This is a genomic window from Vibrio sp. WZ-1 (assembly GCF_052037695.1).
Lineage (GTDB): Bacteria > Pseudomonadota > Gammaproteobacteria > Enterobacterales > Vibrionaceae > Vibrio.
Genome location: NZ_JBQEQR010000061.1, coordinates 62274 through 87778, shown reverse-complemented (window position 1 = coordinate 87778; position 25505 = coordinate 62274). Strand labels below are relative to the sequence as shown.

18 protein-coding genes are annotated in these 25505 nt (G+C 41.3%); 10 read left to right on the top strand and 8 right to left on the bottom strand.

Going from position 1 to position 25505, the window contains the following annotated elements:
* The first annotated feature begins 550 nt into the window (after nt 1-550).
* A complete protein-coding gene (locus ACTS60_RS06395; RefSeq protein WP_440887555.1) occupies nt 551-907 on the top strand; it encodes an NADH:ubiquinone oxidoreductase in 357 nt (118 codons plus the stop codon).
* A gap of 56 nt (nt 908-963) precedes the next feature.
* Here ACTS60_RS06395 and ACTS60_RS06390 read toward each other — a convergent pair whose 3' ends face one another.
* The 4 genes from ACTS60_RS06390 to ACTS60_RS06375 form a co-directional block, all read right to left on the bottom strand.
* Entirely contained in the window at nt 964-2832 is a 1869-nt protein-coding gene (locus ACTS60_RS06390) for a M48 family metallopeptidase (RefSeq protein WP_440887554.1), read from the bottom strand.
* Nucleotides 2832-3422: a LemA family protein gene (locus tag ACTS60_RS06385; RefSeq protein ID WP_005447146.1), complete on the bottom strand. Its 591-nt coding sequence runs from the start codon at nt 3420-3422 to the stop codon at nt 2832-2834. The genes ACTS60_RS06390 and ACTS60_RS06385 overlap by 1 nt, the downstream gene beginning before the upstream one ends.
* A gap of 219 nt (nt 3423-3641) precedes the next feature.
* Nucleotides 3642-5009: an anaerobic C4-dicarboxylate transporter DcuC gene (dcuC, locus tag ACTS60_RS06380; protein ID WP_440887553.1), complete on the bottom strand. Its 1368-nt coding sequence runs from the start codon at nt 5007-5009 to the stop codon at nt 3642-3644.
* 374 nt (nt 5010-5383) lie between these two features.
* Nucleotides 5384-6508 carry an acyl-CoA desaturase gene (locus tag ACTS60_RS06375; RefSeq protein ID WP_440887552.1) on the bottom strand — a complete coding sequence of 375 codons (1125 nt, stop codon included), beginning with the start codon at nt 6506-6508 and terminating at the stop codon, nt 5384-5386.
* A gap of 293 nt (nt 6509-6801) precedes the next feature.
* Here ACTS60_RS06375 and ACTS60_RS06370 point away from each other — a divergent pair, with 293 nt between their 5' ends.
* Both ACTS60_RS06370 and ACTS60_RS06365 read left to right on the top strand, forming a co-directional pair.
* The gene (locus ACTS60_RS06370) at nt 6802-7350 is read left to right on the top strand and encodes a GNAT family N-acetyltransferase (RefSeq protein ID WP_010452170.1); all 549 of its coding nucleotides are present in this window, start codon (nt 6802-6804) and stop codon (nt 7348-7350) included.
* A gap of 244 nt (nt 7351-7594) precedes the next feature.
* Nucleotides 7595-9640 (top strand): hybrid sensor histidine kinase/response regulator, encoded by a 2046-nt coding sequence (locus tag ACTS60_RS06365; RefSeq protein WP_440887603.1) that lies wholly within the window; start codon nt 7595-7597, stop codon nt 9638-9640.
* Between the two features lie 47 nt (nt 9641-9687).
* Here the strand turns inward: ACTS60_RS06365 and cqsA are convergent, their stop codons facing one another.
* A complete protein-coding gene (gene cqsA / locus ACTS60_RS06360; protein WP_440887551.1) occupies nt 9688-10869 on the bottom strand; it encodes an alpha-hydroxyketone-type quorum-sensing autoinducer synthase in 1182 nt (393 codons plus the stop codon).
* A 294-nt stretch (nt 10870-11163) separates the two neighbouring features.
* Nucleotides 11164-12108 carry a ribosome biogenesis GTPase YlqF gene (gene ylqF, locus ACTS60_RS06355; protein WP_440887550.1) on the bottom strand — a complete coding sequence of 315 codons (945 nt, stop codon included), beginning with the start codon at nt 12106-12108 and terminating at the stop codon, nt 11164-11166.
* A gap of 437 nt (nt 12109-12545) precedes the next feature.
* Between ylqF and ACTS60_RS06350 the strand changes: the two genes are divergently transcribed.
* The 5 genes from ACTS60_RS06350 (at nt 12546) to ACTS60_RS06330 (ending at nt 20400) form a co-directional block, all read left to right on the top strand.
* On the top strand, nt 12546-16205 hold the full coding sequence (locus ACTS60_RS06350; protein WP_440887549.1) for an ATP-binding protein: 3660 nt from the start codon (nt 12546-12548) through the stop codon (nt 16203-16205).
* Nucleotides 16189-17343, top strand: coding sequence for an EAL domain-containing protein (locus ACTS60_RS06345; RefSeq protein ID WP_440887548.1), 1155 nt, complete (start codon nt 16189-16191; stop codon nt 17341-17343). Before ACTS60_RS06350 ends, ACTS60_RS06345 begins: the two co-directional genes overlap by 17 nt.
* 3 nt (nt 17344-17346) lie before the next feature.
* The gene (locus tag ACTS60_RS06340; RefSeq protein ID WP_440887547.1) at nt 17347-17946 is read left to right on the top strand and encodes a response regulator; all 600 of its coding nucleotides are present in this window, start codon (nt 17347-17349) and stop codon (nt 17944-17946) included.
* 10 nt (nt 17947-17956) lie between these two features.
* A complete protein-coding gene (locus ACTS60_RS06335; protein WP_440887546.1) occupies nt 17957-19318 on the top strand; it encodes a GGDEF domain-containing protein in 1362 nt (453 codons plus the stop codon).
* Between the two features lie 194 nt (nt 19319-19512).
* The gene (locus ACTS60_RS06330) at nt 19513-20400 is read left to right on the top strand and encodes a LysR family transcriptional regulator (RefSeq protein ID WP_440887545.1); all 888 of its coding nucleotides are present in this window, start codon (nt 19513-19515) and stop codon (nt 20398-20400) included.
* Here the strand turns inward: ACTS60_RS06330 and ACTS60_RS06325 are convergent.
* Nucleotides 20397-21005, bottom strand: a complete 609-nt coding sequence (locus ACTS60_RS06325) for a response regulator (RefSeq protein WP_440887544.1) — start codon at nt 21003-21005, stop codon at nt 20397-20399. The two genes, ACTS60_RS06330 and ACTS60_RS06325, sit on opposite strands and share 4 nt — an antisense overlap.
* Nucleotides 21006-21217: 212 nt before the next feature.
* Nucleotides 21218-22864 (bottom strand): response regulator, encoded by a 1647-nt coding sequence (locus tag ACTS60_RS06320; RefSeq protein ID WP_440887543.1) that lies wholly within the window; start codon nt 22862-22864, stop codon nt 21218-21220.
* Nucleotides 22865-23546: 682 nt separating this feature from the next.
* Here ACTS60_RS06320 and ACTS60_RS06315 point away from each other — a divergent pair.
* Nucleotides 23547-24269 (top strand): nitroreductase family protein, encoded by a 723-nt coding sequence (locus tag ACTS60_RS06315; RefSeq protein WP_440887542.1) that lies wholly within the window; start codon nt 23547-23549, stop codon nt 24267-24269.
* 251 nt (nt 24270-24520) lie between these two features.
* Nucleotides 24521-25501 carry a chemotaxis protein gene (locus ACTS60_RS06310; protein ID WP_440887541.1) on the top strand — a complete coding sequence of 327 codons (981 nt, stop codon included), beginning with the start codon at nt 24521-24523 and terminating at the stop codon, nt 25499-25501.
* Nucleotides 25502-25505 lie beyond the last annotated feature (4 nt).

Genomic DNA, 25505 nt, shown 5'->3' with positions numbered 1-25505 from the left:
GGATAGCAAAGAGGGGTCGGTTTAAAGATAAGGTTTACTCAAAATAAGTTTGCGTTTTTCAACGTATAACGTAATGAGCGCGGATTATAACCAATAAATGTGTGATTGGAATCTCTTTTTAGCCTTGCTACTAAAAATAATTTGAAACATTAAAAATGTTTGTAATGGGGTGGTTTTATATATGGCAAAAATGTTGATCCAACGTAAAGAATCGTTGGTTTGGTGGTGAGATCCTAAGTGAAACAAGGTGGATAGCACGACGCTGAGTGTTTAGCTCACAGTTTACGCAAAAAGTTGCAAAATATTTTAGTGTTAATGTTTCGTAACAAAAGTGGGCAAAATGGAAGCTGTTTTCTGTAAGTGCAGGATCCACAGGGTTTATAAAACGCGGGATGTTAAATGATTGTAACGAGTGGATTTAATGAGGGAGGTTGTACGCAAAGTGAGCAAAAAATGTGCTTGTATTTGCTGGCTAGATAAGCAAAATAGGGCGCAAAATGAGTTTTCATTAATGAAAGGATGCTTTTCTCTACTTGTAGTGAGGTGACTTATGAAATTGTTCCTATTACTTATGGCTTCTGTTTCTGCAGGTGTCGCATCAGCAGATCACATTCATTCTTTCATGCTTGGTCTTTCTATTGCATCGCTTGCGGTAGGTAGCTGCTACTTCTTCGCATTCCGTAGTTCGCGTTTCCCACAGCTTGCTTTGTTCTTACTGATCTGTGGCATGTTGTCTAAGTTAACGATTACTGTCGTTGGTGTGATGTGGGGGATGTCAGCAGAGTTGATTACTTCTCCAATCGTGTTTGCGTTGTCATACTTGTTCTTCTCAATAGCGGTAACTTACTTATGGTTTAGCTACCGTGAAAGCATTATTAAGATTCCAGAGCACTTCAAAGCCGCTTAAGCAATAGCCGAATACAAAAACGCCAGCGATTATCGCTGGCGTTTTACTTTGTATAGTTAAAGCGTCACGGTAAGTGGTGGTTCTGGTACTTCTAAGAAACACGCTATTACTCGGTACAATTCTCCCTCAGCGACGGTGATTTCTCCATCAGATTCAATCGCTAAACGGCACGCTTTGACGAACAAAATACGTTGTTTAGGGTTGAGTTGCACTAAAAGCTCTAACGCTGCTCGGCTTAGCCTCCAGTCGTGGCTAGCGTCTAGCAATTGAGCTTCGGGTAAGCCTAAAGAGACCAACGCAGTGTTAAAAGCACATTGTGCCTGGCCTTTCTCTGAATGGCTTACCCATGCTAATTCTCTTAGAAGCCAATGAACGCTTTCCATCAGTTGAGCTAATGACTTACTTTGGCGAGTAGATGCAAACGAGGTAAGCAACTGCTTTTCAAGTAGGTTTATCACACACCATTCACGCAATGAGTAATGATTGTCAGTTTGGGATAACTCACGTAGTACCTCACACAGTCGATTCTTTTGTCCTTCACTCAGCTCTTTAAGAGCTGGAATAGTCAGCTCTAACAGTGGAAGACGCAAGTGCAGTGGCAATTCGTAATCTAACCACGGTAATAGATCTGCGTGCGAAACCATTGGAATATGGCCTTTGATCATCTCCCGCTGCACATCACTGCCATCAAAGATCAATAGTAAGGCAATAAAGCGAGAACTGTAGGGTTCGCGTGCTATGTTAACTAACTCGTCCGGTAACTGGCTGATTAGCTGCTTACCTATTTCACTCAAGTCGGAGGAGGTCGGTGTGGCAACTTGCGGTTTAAAATCTTGAGTCTCAAAATCGGCATCAGAAGCAAACCCACTTACTTGTTCATTGCCGAAGACTGAGCTTTGGTTCTGACTCCTGCGAGAAAAGCTCCCATCCCAATTTGGTTCGATACGGCGAATCCGTTCTTCGAGAGGAGGGTGAGTCGCGAAGAACCCACTAAAACCTGACAGGCTGCTCTGGCCAAACATCATGTGACTCATCTGATTACTAGCTTTTGCGTTTAGGCTAGAGCCAGAGCTGTGTCCGCCAATCTTCTTAAGTGCGCCTGAAATTCCTTGGTCATTGCGAGTAAACTGAACGGCGCTCGCATCCGCTAAGAATTCACGTTGACGAGAGATCGCAGCTTTGATCATGGAACCAAATAAGGTGCCAACCCAACCGAGTATTAAGCAAACAATGGCAATCAGTATGATCACCATAAAGCCTTTATCGGAGTCGGAAGAGCTTCTTGATGCACGGCTCGTATGATGTGTATTGTCGAGAACCAAGTGCCCTAAATGTGCAATACAAGTAATGCCGAACAAGACGCCAATTAAACGTGTGTTCAAGCGCATATCGCCATTTAAGACATGGCTAAACTCATGAGCAATGACACCCTGCAGTTCATCGCGGGTGAAGCTGTCTAGTGCCCCTTGCGTTACACCTATGACCGCATCATCAATACTCATACCTGCGGCGAAGGCATTAATTCCCCGCTCTTCTTGCATGATATAGACGGGAGGAACGGGGATGCCAGAAGCGATGGCCATCTCCTCAACCACATTGAGCAACTGGCGATGTTTTGCGTCTGTTGTATTAGAGGAAATCAGCTTGCCTCCAATGCTTTCTGCTACACCTCGACCACCATTGGAAGAGAGATCAGACAATCGAAACATAGAGCTTACAGCAACAATTAGCGCAACACCGGCAAAGCAGAGCAGGGCATAGGTAATCGCAGTCTGTTGATCAAATGATTCGCCAGTAACCCCATAATAAATACCAATCGACAATACGCTAACCAAACCAGTGATGATTAATACTGCTAAGGAAAACAGAAACACCAAAAGCCCGGTGCGTTGACGCGCGGTATCTTGATGATCGAAAAAATTCATTAGAACTCAACCTTTGGTGCTTCTTGGATTGCTTCACTGTCTGCAAATTCCAGTAGCTTGCCGTCTTGGAAACCAAACATATTTGCAAACAAGACTGGTGGGAAAGTCTGCTTGTAAGTGTTGTAGCTGGTGACTGCATCATTAAATGCTTGGCGAGCGAAGGCGACTTTATTCTCTGTGCTAGTTAGCTCTTCTTGCAGTTGGGTCATGGTTTCGTTGGCTTTCAGCTCTGGGTAAGCCTCAACGACAACGTTTAACTTACCTAGTGCATTTTGTAGCATGCCTTCTGCTTGTGCCAGTTGGCTAATCGCCGCATCGCTGTCTGGCGCATCGCTTGCTGCTTTCAAGCCAGAAATTGCTTGGTTACGTGCTTGGATGACACGCTCGAAGGTTTCTTTTTCATGCTCCATGTAGCCTTTTGCTGTGCTGACAAGGTTTGGGATCAAGTCGTAACGACGTTTTAGCTGAACCTCAATTTGAGCAAAGCTGTTTTTAAAGCGGTTGCGTAGCGTCACTAGCTTGTTGTAAATGCTGACCGCGAACACCGCAATAAGCAAAATGATGACGATAAAAACAATCAGTGAAGTCATAGTTAATTCCATTTTGTGAATGTATTGGGACTTTATATAAGTAGTTGAGATATTAAGCAAATTAGACTTACTTATAATGTGCAGTATTTTGTAAATATGGAATGTTTTGCGTATCTACTATGAGAGGGTAAGAGAGAAGAAAAGGTGAAAGGTTTGAGCATATAAAAAAGGCTCGGCGAGAACGCCGAGCCTTTATTAACCAAATGGTATTATTAGCGGTTATGCTGACATAGGTACAAGCACCATAGTACCGATGATTACCGTAATCAAACCTGCCAGTACTGGTACAGATGTACGTTTAACCACCTCAAACGGGCTGATGTTTGCCATACCAGAAGTCGCTACGATTACACCTGATACTGGTGAGATAGTACGACCTAGGTTAGATGCTTGTAGCATAGGGATAATTAGGAACGCAGGGCTCAGACCCATCTTTGCTGCCAATGCAGGCGCAAGTTCTACGAATGCGTAGAATGGTGCGTTACCTGAACCCGTTGCGATCGCCGCTGCAACAGTAAGACCTGTTAGAAGCAACATGAGAGCAACACCGCCTGCACCCGCGTTATCTGCTAGGTGAAGTAGGTTGTCGATTGCACCGATAGACATCAGACCTTGCGCGAATACGCCAGCCGCTACCAATAGCATTACTACGCCTTTGAACGCATCAGCCATACCAGCGTAACATGAATCTAGATCTTCAAGAGACTTCTTGCCGTCGAACTTGTTCACGATATAGTGGATAACAGCACCCAAGAAAATTGAGCCAACTACGATGGTGTAGATATCTAGGCTTAGGCCAGGAATAGTACGGCCGTTGAATAGGAATACACCGATGATTGGTAGGAAAGGTAGCACTGCGTAAAATGCTGGAGCATCTGCTTTAATTTCAGATACGTCGATTCGCTCCATTGGCGTGTTTTCTTTCTTGTCTAGGTATTTGTTCCAGAAGAAAGCTGCTGCTGCCATCACGATGATTGCGCAAATAGAAACAGGAAGTACCGTTTGAACTGCGAACACGTCCAATGCTAGGCCTGATTTTTCTGCTGCGATAACCACATCACCAGATGTTGGAGAAAGGATGATTGCTGCTGGTGATGCACACACAGCAACCGCTGCTGGGCGAGAGATACCCATCGCTGTCATCATTGGGAATAAAGTTGCCATCAATAGCACGCCTAGACCGGTTGCTGAGCTCACCGCAAGAGACATCAAACATGCCACGATGTAAGCCGCTACCAAAAGGACGTATGGAGACTTGATAACAGAAAGCGGTTTAGAGAACTGTTTTACAACAACATTGTTTGCGCCGATGTGTGTCATGTAAGACGCGAAGCCACAAAGTAGCATGATTTGCATACCAAGACCGCCGCCACGGTATTGAAGCATGTATTTTACGTACTCTAGTGCGTCCGTCACCATATTACCCGTTGAGGTTACTTTTGATGGCAGAACGTCATGGCCAAGAATGCCAGTCATAAGAAGCAAACTAATACCTGCGGTTAATAACACGCCAGCAGCTTTGTAGCCTTTGACAATGAAATAACCCACAGCAATGGTCACTGCTAAGCCAATTAAGAGCTCTAACATAGGGTTGTCTCCAAATATTATGAACAAAAGAAAGAAACTGTTTCAGTTTATGTCTGGGAATTTACAGAATTCTTTCCTGTGGCACGAGACTAAATTAGAGCTAGCATGATCTAAAACAAATAATAGATTAATAAATAATTGCACTGGATTATATTGTTTAAATTACGTTTTCTAGGTGTTATGTGCTGGTTTTCTTGATTTTAAAGAAACGAAAATATGAACAATTTATTGAATGAAATTCATACGAAATGATTAAAAAGTGGAAAAATAGAGAGTTCGAGCTAGATCACGTTAAATAGGAATTGTTGAACAAAAAAACTCCGATTTTCGGAGTTTTTGTTTTGACGTCGTTATATTGAAGCGCGAGTTACACGTTACGCGTAGCGACGCATTAGGAGATTCCAACTGCGTTGTTGACGTTCAAATTCTTCCTTAATTTGCTCATACTTCAATTTAGACACCGACTGTTCGTACTTTTTCACTACGGTTGCTTTTTTCTCACCTAGTACCTCTTTGCGAGCTTCATAGTACTCCTGCATATGATGAACTAATGCGTCAAACTCTTGCTGAAGCTGGTCACGAATAGATTGGCTATTTGGCTTGCTCTCTAGCTTATCTTTGGCTTTTTTCAACAATTGGGTAGCTCGTGCTTTCTCAATGCGAAATGTCGAAGTAGTGCGAAGCTTCGTTGTTAGACCTAACCAAGAGCAGGATTTGATCAGCCATTTGGTTGGGTCGTAGTGCCACCAGTAAACGCCATTGCGATAATCGTTCTCAAAGATATGGTGGAAATTGTGGTAACCCTCGCCAAAGGTCAAGAATGCCAAAATACCATTATCACGAGCGGTATTTTTGTCGGTAAAGGTCTGCTTGCCCCAAACGTGTGCTAAAGAGTTAATAAAAAACGTGGTGTGATGGCTTAAGAACAGGCGAGCTGCGCCAACGATCAAAAACATCCCCCAGATATCACCATAAATTAGCCCAAGAGCTAATGGGAATCCGATATTAGTCGCAATAGCTAAAGGGACGTAGTACTTGTGCTGCCATGCTACGATTTTGTCACGCTTCAAATCGCGACAATTGGTGTATTCGCTTTCGCTTGATTGGTTGTAGTCACGAAGCATCCACCCGATATGGGAATACCAGAAACCACGCTTTGCGGAATAGGGGTCTTTGTCGTTGTCGTCGACATGTTTGTGATGGACACGATGATCAGATGACCAATGCATTGCACTGTTTTGAAGAGAGAATGCGCCACCAATAGCAAAGATGAATCGTAAAACTGGGTGAGCTTCGTAAGTTTTGTGGCTCCAAAGACGATGATAACCCGCGGTAATAGAGAGATTTGTGAAGCTAAAGGCAATGATGCCCCAGATCAGATGTTCCCAACCCAAACCATAGTGGTATGCATACCAAGGCAATACAACAACAGTGAGAATGAAACTGGATGAAAATATCAATATATTCAACCAGATGAGTGGCGGTTTATTATGCATCACAATGTATCCCTAACTTTGAGCTAACAACTGTACGCTAGAATATCAGCGTACACGTGTAAGTCAAACTAAAGTTAGGTGACTTTGTTTCGAGTTGTGACAATTCTATCTGTAAGCGAAAACTCGCAATAAATGGTTTTCGTTGGTGGGATATTTTGCTTTTAAATGAATAATGAGTAGTATTAATCAATGAGCTGTGGCTATAGGTTTGTAAAATCTGCCAATAATATGTAGTTAATGAGGTGGAAAATGCCAAAGCTCACCGGAGAAGCAACACAAGAACATAGGAATACGTAATGGAATTACGAGTAGCGGAATATAAGGATTATGAACGCATTGCGCAGTTACATGCGGACAGTTGGAAGCGTCACTATCGCGGAGTGTTAAGTGACAGCTATTTAGATAGTGAAGCCATCGATGACAAATTATTGATCTGGCAAACACGCTTAACGAATCCACCATTTAACCAACATATCGTTTTAGCAGAAGAAGGCGGCCTTCTTCTTGGCTTTGTTTGTGTATTTGGTAATCACGATTTTGAGCGTGGTAGTTTCATTGAAGCCTTACATGTTGATGATGGCTATCGAGGGCGTGGAATAGGTAAGCAGCTTTTACTAGCTGTTGCTGAGTGGCATCAACAATACTTTAAAGACAGCGGCCTTTACTTGGAGGTCGTGTCTCAAAATACGCAAGCAGTTGAGTTCTATCGACATCTTGGTGGTCAGGAATGTAAAGAACGAAACTGGCGAGCGCCGGGCGGCAGTGAAGTATTAGAAAAAGTGTTTCGATGGACGAATGCTCAGTCATTAGTATCTGGGATAGAAGAGCACGTCGTTTACTCCTGATTCTGAAGAGTAATGCCCCAACAATAAAGCAGCCAAGAGCTGCTTTTTTTGTTTCTCTCGTCTATTATTTACTGCTTAAAAAGCACTCGTCTAAACAATAGGTCTTAAATAGAAAACACGTGTCACAAACAAAAGAAAGATCGCTGCGCTGCATCACTATATTAACTGATATATAATTAGTTCTAGAGTTGTTATGTCTATAATTTCAATGAAATAGGTTTACATGGGTCGTTGGCACGATAGTATGGATGCATTGCGTAAGGTATATCAGTATGCAGAGCCGAATCTAACGTTAGTTGGTTGGATGGGGTTTGTTGGCTTTCCGACGTACTTTATTGTATGGGAGTACTTGTTCCCACAGCCATATGAAAACCTACCGCTGCGCTTGTTTTGCTCACTTCTATTTCTCGGGATTATCGTTAGAAACAAATTAAGCTCTCGCCTAAAAGCAAACATGCATTGGTACTATCAGTTTGCTATAACCCTTTGCCTACCATTCTTCTTTTTCTATATGTTGCTGATGAATGATTGGTCCAATGTTTGGGTTATGTCATTTATGTCGGCGATTTTTTTGCATATCCTTTTGGTCCATATCACTCGAGTGATGTTTATCCAAACGTTTGTTGGGGTTTTTCTGGCGACGTTTTTTGCTTGGGCATCAAAAGGGCTCCATCTGAACATAACCATGGATTGGACGCATGTTCCAATTTTCTTGTTTATCTACCTGTTTGGTAATCTGTTTTATTTTAGAAACCAAGTTGAACATGAAGCAAAAGTATCAATAGCTAAGTCATTTGGTGCAGGGATTGCTCATGAAATGCGTAATCCGTTAAGCGGGCTTTGCTCTTCCATTGATGTGATGCAGTCAATTATTCCAGATCCAAAGCAAGAGAAAAAAGACACTTATCAACTGTCTATAGAAGATATTGAGTTATTGCGCGAAATTAGCGATGACGCAATGAAAATGATTCAGTCAGGTAATGAGACTATCGACTTGTTGCTGACATCGATAGATGAGAATCGAGTTTCTCGTGCTACCTTTAAAAAGCATAATGTCCAACAAGTGATTGAAAATGCGATTGAAAGTTTCAGTTATAAGCGAGCGTCAGATAGGGCAGCAATATCAATCGATATTCGGAATGACTTTGACTTTTTAGGTAGTGACACTTTGTTAAAGTACGTAGTTTACAACCTATTTAAAAATGCATTTCATCATCGCAGTTCAGAAGACTTCCATATTCATGTGACCGTAGAGTCGAACGATAACGTCAACCGTGTTGTTGTTACTGATAATGGGGCAGGGATTTCGGTTGAGGCACTTGAAAACATTTTTAGAGACTTCTATACAACCGGTAAATCTGGAAATTATGGGCTAGGCTTGCCATTTTGTAAGAAGGTCATGCGCTCTTTCGGTGGTGATATTAAGTGTATCTCTGAGCTGGGAGAGTGGTCTCAATTTACGCTGACATTTCCTCTTCTTAATTCGCCAGTAGTAGAAGAAATAAAGGATGAGTTAATTAAGTTGAAATCAGTACTGTTGATATCTAACCAAAAGATCCTGGTGAGTAAGGCGACAGACTTAAGTCGCCATATGGGATTTCAATTCGATGTTATTAATACGTTGGATGTCTTCAATAAGAAAGAGTACGAGTTCGAGTATGATGTGATTTTTGTCGACCTTGAAAGTATTGATATCCGAGGTACACAGCTGGATAGAATTGAATCACTTCTATCATTTACGGAAGGGCGAATCGTTTACTTATTCCAGCAGCATTCTCCATCTCGTCCAATTCAGGCTGGTTTTTTCCCTATCTGGATGGAAACTCAAGCTTGGTTGTTAAACACCAGTGCGACTATTGAACGGTTGTTGTTTGATGTTGACTATGAATCCACCGCTGCTCCTATTCCAGAAATAGAGCACGATAACAAGCGGACGATCATGGTCGTTGATGATAACGAGTCGCTACGGAAGTTCACCGCGCTGTTGTTAGAAAAGCAAGGCTTTGATGTGATTCAGAAAGAGGATGGTGAACAAGCATTACAAGCTCTGAATTCTGAAAGTATCGATTTAATTTTGATGGATATCGAAATGCCAGTTATGGATGGTATTGAAACCTCGCGCAAGATTCGCAGTTCGGAATGTCCTTACTCAACGATTCCAATTATTGCACATACTGGTGATAGCTCTCCGGTGACGCTTGAGAAGATAGAATCATCAGGCATGTCAGACTTTATCGTAAAACCCGCTGACAAAACGAGGCTGTTCGATAAAATTGCCCATTGGATATAGAGCTCAGCGAACTGAGCTCTGAGTTTGTTTGTACTAAAACAGTTTATTTAGACAAATTCTAGGTTGGGGTTATTGAAAGCCTTTTCACACACCGCTAATACATGTTCGATTTGAGCCGTTGTGATTTCAGCATTGATTGAAAAACGAATAATATTTTTGTTTTTTCCCGTGGCAGGCCGACAAAAAACAGCGCCAAATACATCGTGATCCTCTAAAAAGTCTCTCACTTTCTCTGTGTTTTCTTCACTACCACACTCCAGTGCAATGATCTGTGATTCACTGCGAATCTGAAACCCAATCTGCTTTAGTCCAGTTCTTAATGCTGATGAGCGTGCAAACAAAGCTTGTCGTTTGTCATCTGCATTTTTAATAACGTTCAGCGTAGATTCCAAGCGGACCACTTCTTGAGGAAGAATTGTTGAGCTAAAAATAGCTGGATACGCAACAAACGGGAGTGATTGAGATAGCTTTTTTGGGCCTAAGATTGCGCCTGCTCGATAAGCAAATGTCTTGGCTAAGCTAACCGTAATAAAATCTACTTTGTCATTTAAACCGAGGGCTTTTACGAGTCCGGAACCTGCTGGGCCGTGTGTACCCAACGAATGTGACTCATCGACGATGAGAGCGCAGTTTGACTCAGAAGCAATTTCGTAGATTGTTTCGAGTGGCGCAATGGTACCAATAGTGCTGTAAATAGAATCAACGATAATAATGCCTTCACCGTGTCGCTGGATTTGCTTTTGAAGGTGGGTCATGTTGTTGTGCATGAAGGGGTGAATATTCGCCCCTGCGATACGAGCTCCCTCCCACAATGACATATGGGCGAAGAAGTCGATATAGACCGGGGTCTGTGATGCACATATCGTTTGTAACAAGCCAACATTTGCAGCCCAACCCGATTGCGACAATAAACAACTTTCCATTCCTGTAAAATCAGCAAGTTGTTGTTCAAACTTAGGCTTAGATTGTTCATCTTGTAAGAAAATTGCCGACATTACGACGTTGTCATCATCTTCTGAAATGGCTTTTTGGTGGTCAGATTGAATTTCGCGGTTGCTCGACAAAGATAGATAGTCGTTGCTTTGCATGACAATCGAACTATTAGTCGGGCGTTTTCCTAACACAAGGTGTTTTTTGTTTTGGTTTTTTGTAATTAAATCATGAATATAAAAGTCCAAGCGCTCCTCAACAAAGGAAGGAAGTGGTTTTATTTTTGCTTTGTCACTCATAATGTACTCTCTTCGTTATACAGAAAACGCCAGCGCTGACACTGTGTATGATCCGCATTGTGAGAGAAGTGTCATTACCCAAGTTGCATAAGTTTGAGTGCCCATGCAAACTCAATATTTAAGGCTTTAACTGTGGTTAACGGCACCTAGACTTGTGGGGATACATTGCTTTTAAAAAGTGGGCTAGGTTGATGATTTATAGGCTGAAGGGCTAGCCAGATAGCGTGGATTTTTTTGCTTTCTAGTTATAAAAAAAGCGCGATGACTCGCGCTTTTCGGTTATTGAGACTGGCGTTATCGTTTGTTGCGAAGGTAACGCTTACGACGTTCTTCTTTCCGTTTCGCTTTCTCTTCTTCTTTGCGAGCCGTTTCAATTTCAACTTCAATCAACTCTTGGGTTATCATTTCTGGTAGCTCAAGAGTAATTTGACCAAGTGTGCCTTGACGAAGCTCGTGAAGAAGAATTTCTGATACTTTATGAAGATCGACACGACCGCCAGCACGCAGTGCACCACGGCGACGCCCAATCTCTTCCATGATCTCAATATCCGATTCTGGAAGCTCATCAATTTGATAGCGCTCTTTCAACTTCTCAGGGTAGTGCGCTGCTAAGTATTCAACTGTGTAGAAGGCTACTTCATCGTATTCCATTGCCGTATCTTTAACTGCACCAGTCGCAGCTAAGCGGAAACCACTGTGCGGGTTTTCTACTTTTGGCCACAAAATCCCAGGAGTGTCAGATAGTACTATTCCGTTTTGAAGGTTAATACGTTGCTGACGACGAGTTACCGCTGGTTGGTTACCTGTGACAGCAATCGTGCGGCCAGCCAAGGTATTGATAATAGTTGATTTACCAACGTTTGGGATGCCCATGATCATGGTGCGGATGTTTTTGCCGATTTCTTCGCGATGCGGAGCAAGCTTACGTACCAACTCCATAATTTTTTGGACTTCGGGCTGTTGAGAGGTAGTAATTGCAATCGCTTTTACGTTGTGCTCTTTCTCGAAGTGGTCAATCCAAACTTGAGTCAACTCCGGATCCGCAAGATCACGTTTGTTAAGCACTTTTACTACTGGCTTATCTCCCTTGAGCTCCGCGATCATAGGGTTTTCACTACTAAAAGGGATACGAGCATCAAGCACTTCAATAATGACATCAATTTGAGGGATCGCTTCTGCAATCTCTTTTTGGGCTTTATGCATGTGGCCCGGAAACCACTGGATAGAGTTATTAACCATTTGAACAAATTACCTTAAGTGTCTCTTTTTGGTTATTACTACCTGGTAAAAGGTCCGTTTTAATCAATCGGAACTTTATTCGTTTAGTAATCTAGAGTGCAAGTTTTCAGCTCGTGATTCTAACACGGAACCAAAATAAAATGTGTTGGAATTCTCGTATCGGCTATTGGTTGTATTTTTATCAGTATTACTAGGCTGCCCGAACTTAGTGTACGAATTCTATTATTGCGCAGAGTGTAATCGAATTGGCTCGTGTGAATGATGGGATACGCTGCGCAAATATGTTGTAGTCTAAGGTGGATAATCTTGTCAGAATGTCCGGACAAGAATGGATTTAATTATTTTAAAACAATGAGATAGGGATATTTCAAATAATCTAGAAGTTTGACATTTATAATGGGAAAACTAGTCTGACGTTCCAAGTTGTGGAAGTCGTTATGTTTAGTATTATAAGAAAAATAGCTCTATTTATTGTCGCATTTCTAAGCGCTATATCTCCGTCATATTCTATTGCTAGCGAAGAGCTTAGTGAAACAGTGCTCGTGGGTGTGATTGCATTGCAAACTGAAGATTCGGAAATCGCCAGTAGCATCGGCACCTATTACGGGATAAATCTTGATTATCTGACGAATATTGCAAAAGTGCTTAACCTGAAACTCGAGTTACGTTCATACAGCAACATACCTGAACTGTTGAATGACATTGAAAACGGCCTCATAGACGGCGCTGTTGGCTTCAGTAAGTCCCCTGAGAGAGAATCTCGTTTTATTTTCTCGGACACTTTTTTTTCTAGCACAATAGCAGTCTGGTATAGAGAAGACAGTTATTCCCTGCGTGACCCTCGTGAGCTTCAATGGGTATGCATGCTTGGTACTGTGTATTGCGAGTATCTGATTGATATGGGAGCGACGGACGTACGCGAAGTCGAAAGCAGATTGATTGCTTTTGAAGAGGTAAGAAGTGGTCGTTCGAATGCATTGATTTCCAGTTACGTGGCTATTAATCAATATCTTGATGAAAACGATGTAGTTAACGGTTCCGTTGATATTCCTAATTGGCTAAATGAGGAGGACTCAAGATTTATTGCATCTAAGTCTAATCAATCACTAATTGATCGTATTAACAAAGTCCTAAGTTGGGAGCGCAATGGAAAGAATGTACGTTCTGTTGCGTCGAAAAACCCTTACCACGTAAGCGATAAGCTGCTAGTGGAATATCGTCGTGATATCAGCAATAAGCAGACGATCACTTACAGCAGCAGTGAAGAAGCCTTTCCCTTTCTATTTAGAAACCCCAACACTGGCGCACTCGATGGGTTCTTACCGGATTTTATCGATTTGATTCAGTCCCGTACGGGGCTAAAGTTCGATTATCAAAAGCCTAGCAGTAGTTTAAATAGTGGATTGACGGCATTTAACGCAGATTTAGTGCCTGTAGCTTATGTCGAGAACACTCCGTCCTCAGATTGGTTGATTACAAAACCGTTTATGCACAGTAACTTTGTCGCCATTGAGGCTCTAGAACCTAAAGAGTCTCCTTTGAATGATGCTCGTTCTGGCATTTTAATGAGTTTGAAAAAGCAAGGTTTAATCAATCTCGATTCATGGAAGGAAGAGCGATTTACTCGCTATCAAGACCTTAAACAGCTGCTGAGTGACCTTAAGTTAGGCAAGATTGGAATGGCTTACATTCCTGACGACATCGTGCACAGTATGATTGTGCAGGACAATATAGAAGGATTACTTATCAACGAGAAGGATCCTTTGACTTTATCAATTGCGTTTGCGGTAGCTGAACATAACAACAAGTTAAAGAAAATCCTTGATAGCATCATCGATACCATTGATGCGAAAGAGGTTGAAAAGCTCAACAGAACTTACCGAAACTTCAATCTTGTTTACGGCTATGATGAAGAACATATTCTTACTATTGTCTTGTTCGCAGCAGCGGTATTTGTGATTTTGCTGGCGATCGCTTATTTCGTACTTGCTCACCTTAAGTTAAAGGTGAATCTAGCTGAGCTAAATGCCACTAATGAAGAAAAAGAAAAGCAATGGTTGATGGAAATTATCCAAGAAATCAACAGTATTGTGTTTATTCATGGTGAAGATAATCAGATCCAAATAAGCAATTGCTCTTTGTACCGCAATAATAGTTGTAAAGGGTGTTCGATACAAAACCGAGAAAGCGGCAAGCCATTGGTCGATGACATACTCGAATTGCGTCAAGTTATCACAGGGAAACGAATCTCTGATACTGCTGCTTCAAATAACTGTAAGTTAGGTATTCAACACGTTTACCGTGAACGAAAGTCGATCCTATCACCAAGCAGTAAGAAAAAGTTTGTTCTAACCGTTCTCCAAGATATTACAGAGCACAAACAGCGCGAGCTAGCGTTAATTGACGCTCAAGAAAAAGCGCAGACAGCAGTGCGAGCTCGCGAAAACTTCTTAGCAACCATGAGTCATGAATTAAGAACGCCACTATCTGCGGCACATGGTTTATTGGATTTACTTGCTCGACAAACAGAGCATGAATCTAGTAGAGAGCTTATTACTCAAGCAATGCGTTCTCTGAGTCATCTAAATTTGCTCGTGGATGAAGTACTTGATTATTCCAAGTTAGAAGCAGGGGAGTTAAAGGTGACTCCGGTTAGAACAGATGTAATGACCACATTGTGCGATATTGTTCGTAGTTTTGAGCCGAAAGCGACAAGTAAAGGCTTAGATTATCGTGTGACTTTCAAAGCGTTTTCCAACCCTTGGTTGAACATTGATGCTGTCAGGTTGGTACAGATCGTAACTAATCTACTGTCAAATGCAGTCAAATTTACGGCAGATGGTGAAATCAACGTAAGTGTTGCAGTGAACGAAAAGCTACTGATCATTAAGGTTTCGGACACAGGAATCGGGATGACGGATGGCCAACTCGCAGGAGTCTTACAACCATTTGTTCAAGCCGATGACACTATTACTCGTAAGTATGGCGGCACAGGGTTAGGTCTGAGTATTGTTGACCGCCTTGTCGAGTGCATGGGTGGAGATTTGTGTATTGATTCCCAATTTGGCTTGGGAACGACCATGGTGGTGAAGCTTCCTGTTATTTCTTGTAAAGCCGCTCCTAACCATCTGATTCCATATACATTCTCACCAAAACTTCCGGCTAATGTGCGAGATTGGTGCTTGACGTGGGGTATGACGTCAACTGAGGTGGATCCAAGTCTTACAGGTAAGTTTTCGCCTCAAGGCAAATATGAAGGGCTTAGTTTAGCTTGTAGCTCGGGCTCTCACCGTGAGTTAAGCCTTATTGAAGCGAAATACCCAGATACTCTATTAACGCTTCTTAGCCACGAGTGTTCACAAAAAACCGAAAACCCACAGTCTATTGGTAATGTGTTTTGGAAACATGGCACGGTCTTGGTGGCTGAAGACAACCCAATCAATCAAAGCGTTATTACTATGCAGCTGCGAGAGCTAGGTATTGATCCTGTCATCGTAAGCAATGGCCTAGAGGCGTGGCAATACGTTAATCAAGATGATCAAGTTACGTTAATCCTAACCGATTTCCATATGCCGGAGATGGATGGGTTTGAGCTGATTAAAAAGTTGAAAGCATCACCAGTGTTAGCGTCGATCCCTGTTATTGGCGTAACGGCTGAAGACTCACGGTTAGCGAATGAACGAGCTAAGAATATTGGCGTAGATGACATCCTTTATAAGCCTTATGACTTAGAAAAACTGAAGTCAAAGCTCTTACCTCACCTTAGCGAAGAGAACGAGGCAAGATGGCCTGATTGGATTGAGAAGTTTAGAAAACAAGATGCGTACGAGATAGCAAATGTATTCAAAGGCTCAATGATGCAAGACGTATTCAACTTAAAAGAGGCGAAAAGTAAAGGAGAGAAGAAACGTATTATCCACGGAATTAAGGGGGCGCTTGGTGCGATTGGCGTAACTGTCTTGGCGGATTTGTGTATCGAAGCAGAACAAGCGAGTGATACTGAATTTGATTCGCATGTTGCTGAACTCATCGACCAAATCGAAAAAGAAGTCAGTCTCACAGAACATTGGATTGAAGCTCATGAAAAAAACACTTAATGCGATGGTGATTGATGACCATCCACTTCAAATCACACTGTTGAAACAAATGCTGTTGCGTAATGACGTTGAAGTTGCTTCATTCGATAGCGTAGATAACGCTATTACTCATGCAACAGCGGAGGATGTCGATATCATCTTTTGTGATCTACAGATGCCGGATAAAGATGGTATCGACATGATGGTTATGCTGAACCAAGTTGGCTACAGCGGAAAGGTCGTACTCGTGAGCGCTATGGAACTAACGATTGTGGCCGCGGTTAGAGCGATGTGTGAGACCTTCAGCTTTGAAGTTTTAGGTAAATTGCTTAAACCATACAATGAAAATCAAGTCATTGAGATGTTGAGAAGAGCAGGAGTGGAATCAAATAAAACCAGAAACTTTCATCAAGATATCAGTGTCCAGGATCAAGAGTTTCTGTTTGCGTTGGCGGAAGGTCGAGTGAAAAATTACTACCAACCTTTAGCTGATGTTAATACCGGTGAAATCATTGGTTATGAGGCATTAGCGCGTTGGTTTCATCCAATCTATGGTGTTCTCACTCCGTATAATTTTCTCCCTATCGTAGAGCGTTGTCATTTATCGGCGGAGCTATTTGATGCGGTGTTTAGTAATGCGTTATACGACATGAAAAGTCGTGGACTTCAGCAACATATCTCCTTGAACGTAGATCATGACAATTTAGAAGAGCCTGAGTTTGCTAATCAGTTTATTGAACGTTGTCATGAATATGGAGTCTGTCCTGACCGCTTTACGATTGAAATAACGGAGCGGGATACGTTTAAAGCTAGTGCTGCGCTGTATAGGAATTTACTTAAATTTCGTATGAGTGGGGTGACGATCAGTATTGATGATTTTGGTACGGGATCATCTTCGTTGGAAAAGTTGGCTCAACTGCCTTTCAATGAATTGAAAATCGATCGTTCTTTTGTACAAGGATTAGTTAATGACCCGAAAAAGAAAAATATCGTGTTAGCAATATGTGCGCTAGCAAAAAGTTTAAATATAAGTGTCGTCGCAGAGGGAGTTGAAGACGAGGTGACGCTTGATGCAATGCGTCATTACGCCGTTGATGTATGCCAAGGCTTTTTCATCGACAAACCAATGCCATTAGAAGCAATAACGATACTGAAATAAAGAATGATGAATAAATTAAACTGTTTGATTTTTGATGATCACCCTCTTGTTTGTATTGCTATCAAATCCTTAGCTGAAAGCCTAGAGAATACAAATGAAGTGATGACGGCGACAAGTTCGAAAGACGCATTGAGAACGCTTAAAGAAGCGGATATTGGTTTACTTATTTTGGACGTAAACCTTGCTGATTGTGATGGATATGACTTTTACAAACGTATTAGATCTCATGGTTTCAAAGGCAAAGTGATCTTCTTTTCTGCGGAAACAAGCAATATGTATAGCCAGATGGCTTTTCGATCTGGTGCGGATGGCTATGTATGTAAATCAGAAAATTATGAAACCCTAAAAGACGCGATAGAAGCAGTGGCAAAGGGATACTCTTTCTTCAAGTTTAAACAAGCAGCAGAGGGCAGTCGTGATATGCCAACACTATCTAGCAGAGAAAGTACTGTTATGAAGTTGCTGCTCCAAGGGAAAAGTAATCGTGATATTGCTGAAGTACTTTCAATCAGTGACAAGACGGTTAGTACCTATAAGCGGCGAGTACTTGATAAGTTCAATGTCAAAAACATCGTTGAACTGACAAAACTTGTGAGTGCTTAAAGGAGAAATGATGAATCTAAAAAATATCTATTTGTCATTAGTCTTTACCACGCTGTTGTTTATTACCACGATAACGATGATTGGCGCCATGTTGATTTCTCACGAGGTTAAGCAATTTAAGATCTATACTCATGAAATTTCAAAAACCAAGCAAAAAGTGACCTTGCTGGGCCTATTGCTGGAATCTGAATTGGAACGCTATGAAGAGACTACCTTAAAAGACATTCGTGATACGACGGAATTGAGTTTCCAAGACGCGGTTTACGCGCTTGAGCCAGGAAGTGAGCTCGACTATGTGGAGGCCGTTGCGCGTAAAGTTTTGCACGATGCGGAAGGCTATTTATCACATGTCTATGAGCGACAGGATGTGGTTCTTTATTTTCGTTCGTATACTGCCAACAAGTTCATTCTCGAGAATCCAATTGAGGGGTTGAGCAGCTTGGTTGAGTTGTTTGATATTGAGTGGTGCAAAGAAACAAACTCATGCGTTTTGGCAGCGTGGAAAGATCAATTGGTTGATCGCATTTTAATTTCACAGCCTTTTAAAGCAACATATTTAGATAGTGGGGCATTCAGTATTATTAGCCCTGTATATTATAAAGGCGAGCTTGTGGGGGAGTTTGGTGAACTGCTACTCCTTGCCCCTCTGAGAGCTGAGGGGAAAGAGCTGATTGTCGATATAAATAACGGTAATAAACATGTTGTTGTCTATTTCCCTCATTACCCATGGCCAGATTTTGCTTACATACAAACCTATGTCGCGGATAACAATAACCTCATTGTATATAAGTATCCGTTCAGTAAGATACTGATTGATTTTGGTTTCTTATACCTCATTATGTTTATAATGATCTTTGGTTATTACTCTAAAGCACAGGAATCGAAAGAAAGCAAAAGACAATTGGCAAACGCCATCAGTGATGCGACTAAAGATGAGCTGACAGGATTATTTAATCGAAAAGTGTTTAAAGAACAGGCGTTCAAGAACAAGATCAAAAGGGCTCCTTTCACTGTTATTGCAATTGATGGTGATCGAGTGAAACGCATCAATGATAAGTACGGTCATCATGTTGGGGATGAAGTGATCTCGATTATTGCGGATGCGATGAAAAAAGTTTTCCGAGAAACGGATTATCTGATTCGCACAGGAGGGGATGAGTTTATTGCAATATTACCTGGTTGTAGCGAGAGTAAATCGCTTATGTTGGCTAAAAAACTGCATGCAGTGGTAAAAGAGAACCGACTAAAGAGCTTAGACATTGATGTTAGTGTGAGTACAGGTGTTGCGATGAGCTCTGAACATGAGGCGTTGAACGACGTCATAATGCGGGCTGATGAGGAATTGTATGAATGTAAGCGTAAGCGCTGCTGATTTGTGACGGTTATTAATGTCAAAATCATTTAGACACTAGCTAGTAGTAATATAAGAGATTGACAAACTTGACCTACACGTGACTTTGGTTTTCTATAGTAAAGCAGTCCATATAAAGGCTGCTTTCTTTGAACTTGGCTGAAGGCAATTATAAAGCACAACTTTAACCTTCAATCCTATTAGGTAATCACGCAGTGAACAAAGATCTAGACCTAAACCTCTTAAAAATTTTGGTGTTGCTCGAGCGTCATCGACAGCTCAAACCTGTCGCAAAGGCGCTTGGCAAAAGCGAAGCCTCTATCAGCAAATACTTAACACGATTGCGAACGCAACTAGAAGATGAGTTGTTTATTCGTCATGCTCATCACTTTGAACCAACTGTTTACCTAAAGCGAAAACTACCTGAGATCGAAGAAGCATTAGATAAAATTGAGTCTTGCTTTATTCGTCATGACTTCGACCCATTCACGTATGATAAAAGCATCACTATTTGTCTTCCCCAGTCTGCACAATACTCTTTTGGGCACTTGCTTTTAAATGACTTGATGAAGTTATTTCCCAATGCTCTTATCGAGATATCCAGCAGCACCGACCATACGACAAAAGACATCCTCGAAGACAAAGTAGATATGCAACTTCATTACTTTAATGAGGAGCATCCAAAATCAATTCACCAACAGTTTATTGGTTATGCACAACCGGTGATCGTAGTACCTGAAGAATTAGGGATAAAGGAGCTAGAGGCAGCTTGTAGCTTGCCCTTTATTTTATTGGAGCTTACTGGGTGGAAAGATAAAGAACTGGTAACAAAGCGAGCCTTAGAGCAAGGTGGGCTTCGCATTAATCGTGTCGCAACGTTAGGTAACATTACTAGCTTGCTTAATGCGATTAAGTTAAGACGTGCAGCAACGATTTTGCTTGAGTATCATAAACCAGTAGAAGGGTATAACTTTATTCCTGTACCAGACAGCTTCTACCCAGAGGGACTCCCGAAAGTGGTCATTCAGATGAAGCAAACGCATCGCTACAATTCGATGCATCAGCTAGTTGCTGATGCAATCTCGAAATACATGCGAAGTTAGCAGCAAAATGAACCACACTCTTCTGGAGGAAGGGTATTAAGCAGCTCGACAACAGACTCTGCGTGATATTTCTTCAAGATACGAGTTTTGTAAGTACTGATGGTTTTGGCGCTTAATGACAATTGCTCTGATATTTTTTTATTGGAGTAACCTTGTGCAAGGTAATGAAATACCATAGCTTCTCGGTTAGATAAGGCTACATTCCCCGATGATTGGTTATGTGCTGCTTTGAACATCGAGTACCCACGTGTGACGCTGACGATAGCATCCAAAATGGTTGCTTTGTCTTCATTCTTATTCAAAAAACCGTGAGCACCCATTTCAAACGCGGCTTTAGATAAACTCGAATAGTCACGAGAAGAAATAAACAAAATCTTTCCTTGGTAGCCTGTCGCTAATATGTTCTTCGCTAAGCGCATACCATCTCTATCGCCTATAACAACGTCTAATATGACTAAGTCGATGTGTTGTTTTCGTATAAGTTCCATGATCTGAGCACTGTCTGTTGATTCCACAATGTTGACCGTTTGGAAAGCCTGTTGAACTAGAGAAGTTAGCGCTTCACTATATAGCGGTTGGTCATCGATAATAAGAGCATTATTCATTGTTGTACCTCACCTTATCTTTCTATTTGTCAGCCGCCTCCTTTCAGCTTGTTTGTTGAGAGGTAGGATTGTAGGAAAAATCCGCGTGAAGTGTATGAAAATGACAATTTCAACTTTTGAAATAGGGTGTCTCATAGTTGAAACCAAGGCCCATCAAAGATATTCAAATTAATGTGAGAAGGGGCTTGAATACCCTAATGTTGTTTAGTGATCTATACATGTGGTTTGTTAGTGAACGTTCGCACATTATCTTTTGCAAGTTTGTACATCTGGTTGTAATTGAGTCGCCTTTCATCATCACTGGTCAGTAAACTTTTTAATACTTTATTGCATGCGTCTAGTTTGCGATAGAAATTATACTTACCTGTGTATTCAAAACTTCGCAATGACGCTAGCCTCATAATAGCTAAACAGATTTTTTTTGAGTTTGGCAAGAGGTCATGAAGTTGGAAATAGTAATCAAAATGACCACTGAACTCAGATGTCTGAATCGATTTCTGAGTAGAGATAGCATTCCTAATCACTTGTATCTTTGATTGTGATTCTTGTAACCGTAACTCCAAGCTTTTAAGCATATGTACTTGGCTACGAAAAATACTGGGATTTTGAGATTCTGATATTGCAAGTCTTACCTTGGGTAAAATTGTTTTAACTTCACTTAGAAATGAGCAACGTTCGAGAAGAATACAGAGGTGATAAAGATCGTAAAAATGTTCAAGACAGTCGCTAGCAAGTATCTTCCTTACTTCGCTTATAGCTGTTTTTAGCTCTCCTCTGATCAATGCGATATGTGCGTTGATTAGTGATGCATGGGCTTGAAACTTGGAATGTTTCTCTATTTCAGTAATTAAAGGTTTTAATCCATGGATTAAATTTTCAAAAGAACTTAAAGAGTTTGAATTGAAAGCCCGGTAAAGATAGCAACGGACATAATTTAGTTTGGTGAATATTCCCCCTCGAAAAGTATTTTCGTTTTTTTCATAGTAACGTTTTATATACGTAACAGCATCACCATACTCTTCCGTTGCCAAAGATAGATTGGTTATGACTAAGTCTCTTTCTGCTCCCGCGTCCAAGAGTAATGCTGATTGCTTTAGATGCTCAATCGCTTTTGGTAAGTCATCATTCATGACCGCCATGTTGGACATTTCGTCGTGGTAATATGGATTTTCTTCTTTGGTTGAAACAGTGCTGAGAACTTCATGTGCTTTGTCCAGTTCATTGGTTTCAATTAATGTGTTTGCTAAAGCTGTTTTCAACCAATCAAAATTATCTTCCTTAAGAAGCTTTTCATATTCTCTTCTTGCTCCTTCATATTGTTTATTCTGGACAAGGGCATGTGCACGATACCGACGTATCAGTTTGGAATATTCGGGGTTAAAAGGAAGTAACTCGTCACAAGCTTGTATTGTCTTCTCAAAATCTAAATTTTGCCGAGCTTCAAAAATAGGCAAAAGCGCTTCTTTGCGCTTATTAAAGGAAGAGATTAATCGATTGATGAAAAAGGTTCGGCTATAGGGCTTGAGTATATAGTCATCGGGTTCACTATCAACGATAGACCTAACAATTTTAAGGTCATTTTCCCCGGTTAAAAATATGAAAACAGTGGTTGGTTGCACTAGCTTTGAGTAGTGTAATTCTTCAAGTATTTGGAAACCATTAAGTTGTGTTTGGAAATTATAGTCGCATATAATCAAATCAAAATGATTCTGTTTACATTGGTGAATGACCTCAAAAGGCTTATAGGCGTATCTTATTTCCTCAATGTTTAGTTGTCTGAGTATGGCCGTGACACTACTGGTCACCAAACGAGAATCATCAGCAACTAACACAGTTTTATTTTTTAGGTTGACGGTCATCATTATCCTATCACGATAGATTCTACTTTATCGTTATTCGTTGGCTAAAAACTGATTCAACAATCATGTAGGTGAGGGGGAAAGGACGTTTTATGAAGGCTTCTCCAATGTTTTACATGCTCAATACTAGCCTGAATAGTTAAAATTAATTTCTTCAACGCAATGGGATATGTGTTAGAGGATACTTTCCCTAAACGCTCTACGTTTTCAGCTTCGATCGAAATGGATGACAATCCAATTTGCGCACAGCCACCTTTGATCTTGTGGACCAAAGGCATTGTACGGGTAGGGTTATGAAAGTGAATGCGAAGTTGATAGATGTCTTCATTCATGGTTTCAATATAAATATCAGATACTTCCAATTGCATATCGGTGGGGAACTTGCTTATCCAAGCAGTAGAACAAGAGAAATGGCTTGTCATGAAGAAACTCAACAACGCAGTTACTAGATAAGAGGTATGTTTACCTATGTTACTGAGAGGGTCAAATTGCATATAGGAGCATGTTTTTTTATCTATATGAATATTAAAGATAAAATCGTGAAGGTCAGATTGTGCCTACATGGATATCTGAATTGGAGTACAAGTTATTTTCGTACATTTTTTGAGGACAAACAGGTTTCACTTGAATAGAGCGCTGTTTTTGCGTCATGATCGGCCTTTAGCCATCTTTTGAGTCCACTATGAGTCAGCCTTCTTTTGAATCTATTGTTCATTCTCGTCGTTCAGTTCGAAAGTACGACGCGAATGCTGAGTTTAACCATGATGACGTAGCCGAAGCGCTTGAACTAACGGCTTTGAGCCCAAATAGCAGTAATATGCAGATGTGGGAGTTTCATCGTGTGATCTCTGAAGATAAGCGGATGAAACTAGCTGAGTACTGTATGGGGCAAAATGCTGCGAAGACAGCGAACGAGCTAGTGGTATTTATCGCAACAACCCACAATTGGAAAGAGCGCGCAACGCGCAACGCAGAGACTGTGCGTCAAGCTTTTGAAGGCCGTGACGACGTTGCAGCCAAGCGCGCTCTAAAATACTACGAAAAATTAATCCCTTTGGTTTACAACAACGATACGATTGGTTTTCGTGGCGTTGCTCGTAAGATTTACAGCTGGTGGTTAGGGCGCAGTAAACCAATGGTGCGTGAAGTCAGTAAATCAGATGTACGTGTATGTCTACACAAAAGTGTGTCTCTTGCAGCGATGACGTTCATGTACGCAATGCGGGATAAAGGATACGACACTTGTCCAATGGAAGGCTTCGACTCTAAGCGAGTAAAGGAGCTATTAAGCTTACGAAGCAGCGATCAGATTACCATGGTGATTAGCTGTGGAGTGAGAGCGCCTGAGGGTATTTATGGAGACCGTCACCGAGTTGCAGTTGAGTCGGTGGTTAAAACGCATTAATACTTAAAGCTTTATAACGCTATGCCGATAAATACATAGAGCTTAATCTCTGCTAGTCAAACTAGGTAGAATTTGTCTAAAATGAGACTAAATTTCAATGCGATGCAGAGAAGTGTGCAGTAAGTATCCTTTTATTTATTTACAAAACCTATTGTAACGACTAAAAAAGGAAACTTGGAAATATTGCTTCCAGATGTTTGTGGAAGACATCGTTCATCTTGATCGATTTACAGCTTGGATAAAGTGGTTTTATGAGTAACGTAACCAGCACAATTTTGACAGAAAGTGGTACTAATGAACTTGAAATTATTGAGTTTCATTTAGAGAAAAAATTACCCGATGGCACAACGAAAACATGCTATTACGGCATTAACGTAGCTAAGGTTCGTGAGGTTATTCGAGTACCAGAAACTACGGATTATCCAAATGCTCAGCCACACATGATTGGAGTATTCTCATCTCGTGAGGTCTTAACTCCCTTAGTTGATCTTGCAGGCTGGTTAGGTGTTCAAACTCGTCAAGATATTGAGCGTAAGTTCGTTATCGTGACAGACTTCAATAAGATGACGAATGGCTTTTTGATCGACAGCATCTCACGTATTCATCGAATTTCATGGAATGATGTTGAGTCACCAAGTCAGTTTCTTGAAGCTGGTGAGCAGGATTGCGTTGTTGCCGTGGTGCGCAAAGATGGCAACTTGATCATGATTCTCGACTTCGAAAAAATCATTGCTGATATCAACCCTGAACTGAGTATGGAAAAATACGATGTTACAGGGGATAAGTCGGTCGACCTTAACCAAAGAATGGTTGGCAAGCGCAATAGTAAGACCGTTATGGTCGTGGATGACTCTGCGTTTATTCGCTCGTTAATTCAAGATACATTAGCTTCGGCAGGATACAACGTTATTACCTGTAAAGATGGTGGTGAAGCTCATGAAAAACTAATGAGCTTGATCGAAGTAGCCAAAGAAGAAAACTTACCAGTGAAAGAGTTACTTGATGCTGTTGTTACTGACGTAGAGATGCCGAGAATGGATGGTATGCACTTAGTTAAGCGTCTGCGTGAGACTGAAGCGTTCAAGGAAATGCCAATTGTTATGTTCTCGTCTTTGATGAGTGAAGATAACCGTGCAAAAGCACTGGCTCTTGGGGCAAATGACACCATCACTAAACCAGAGATTGGTCGAATGGTGAATATGATGGATAAGTACGTGTTTAACTTCGCGTAAGACC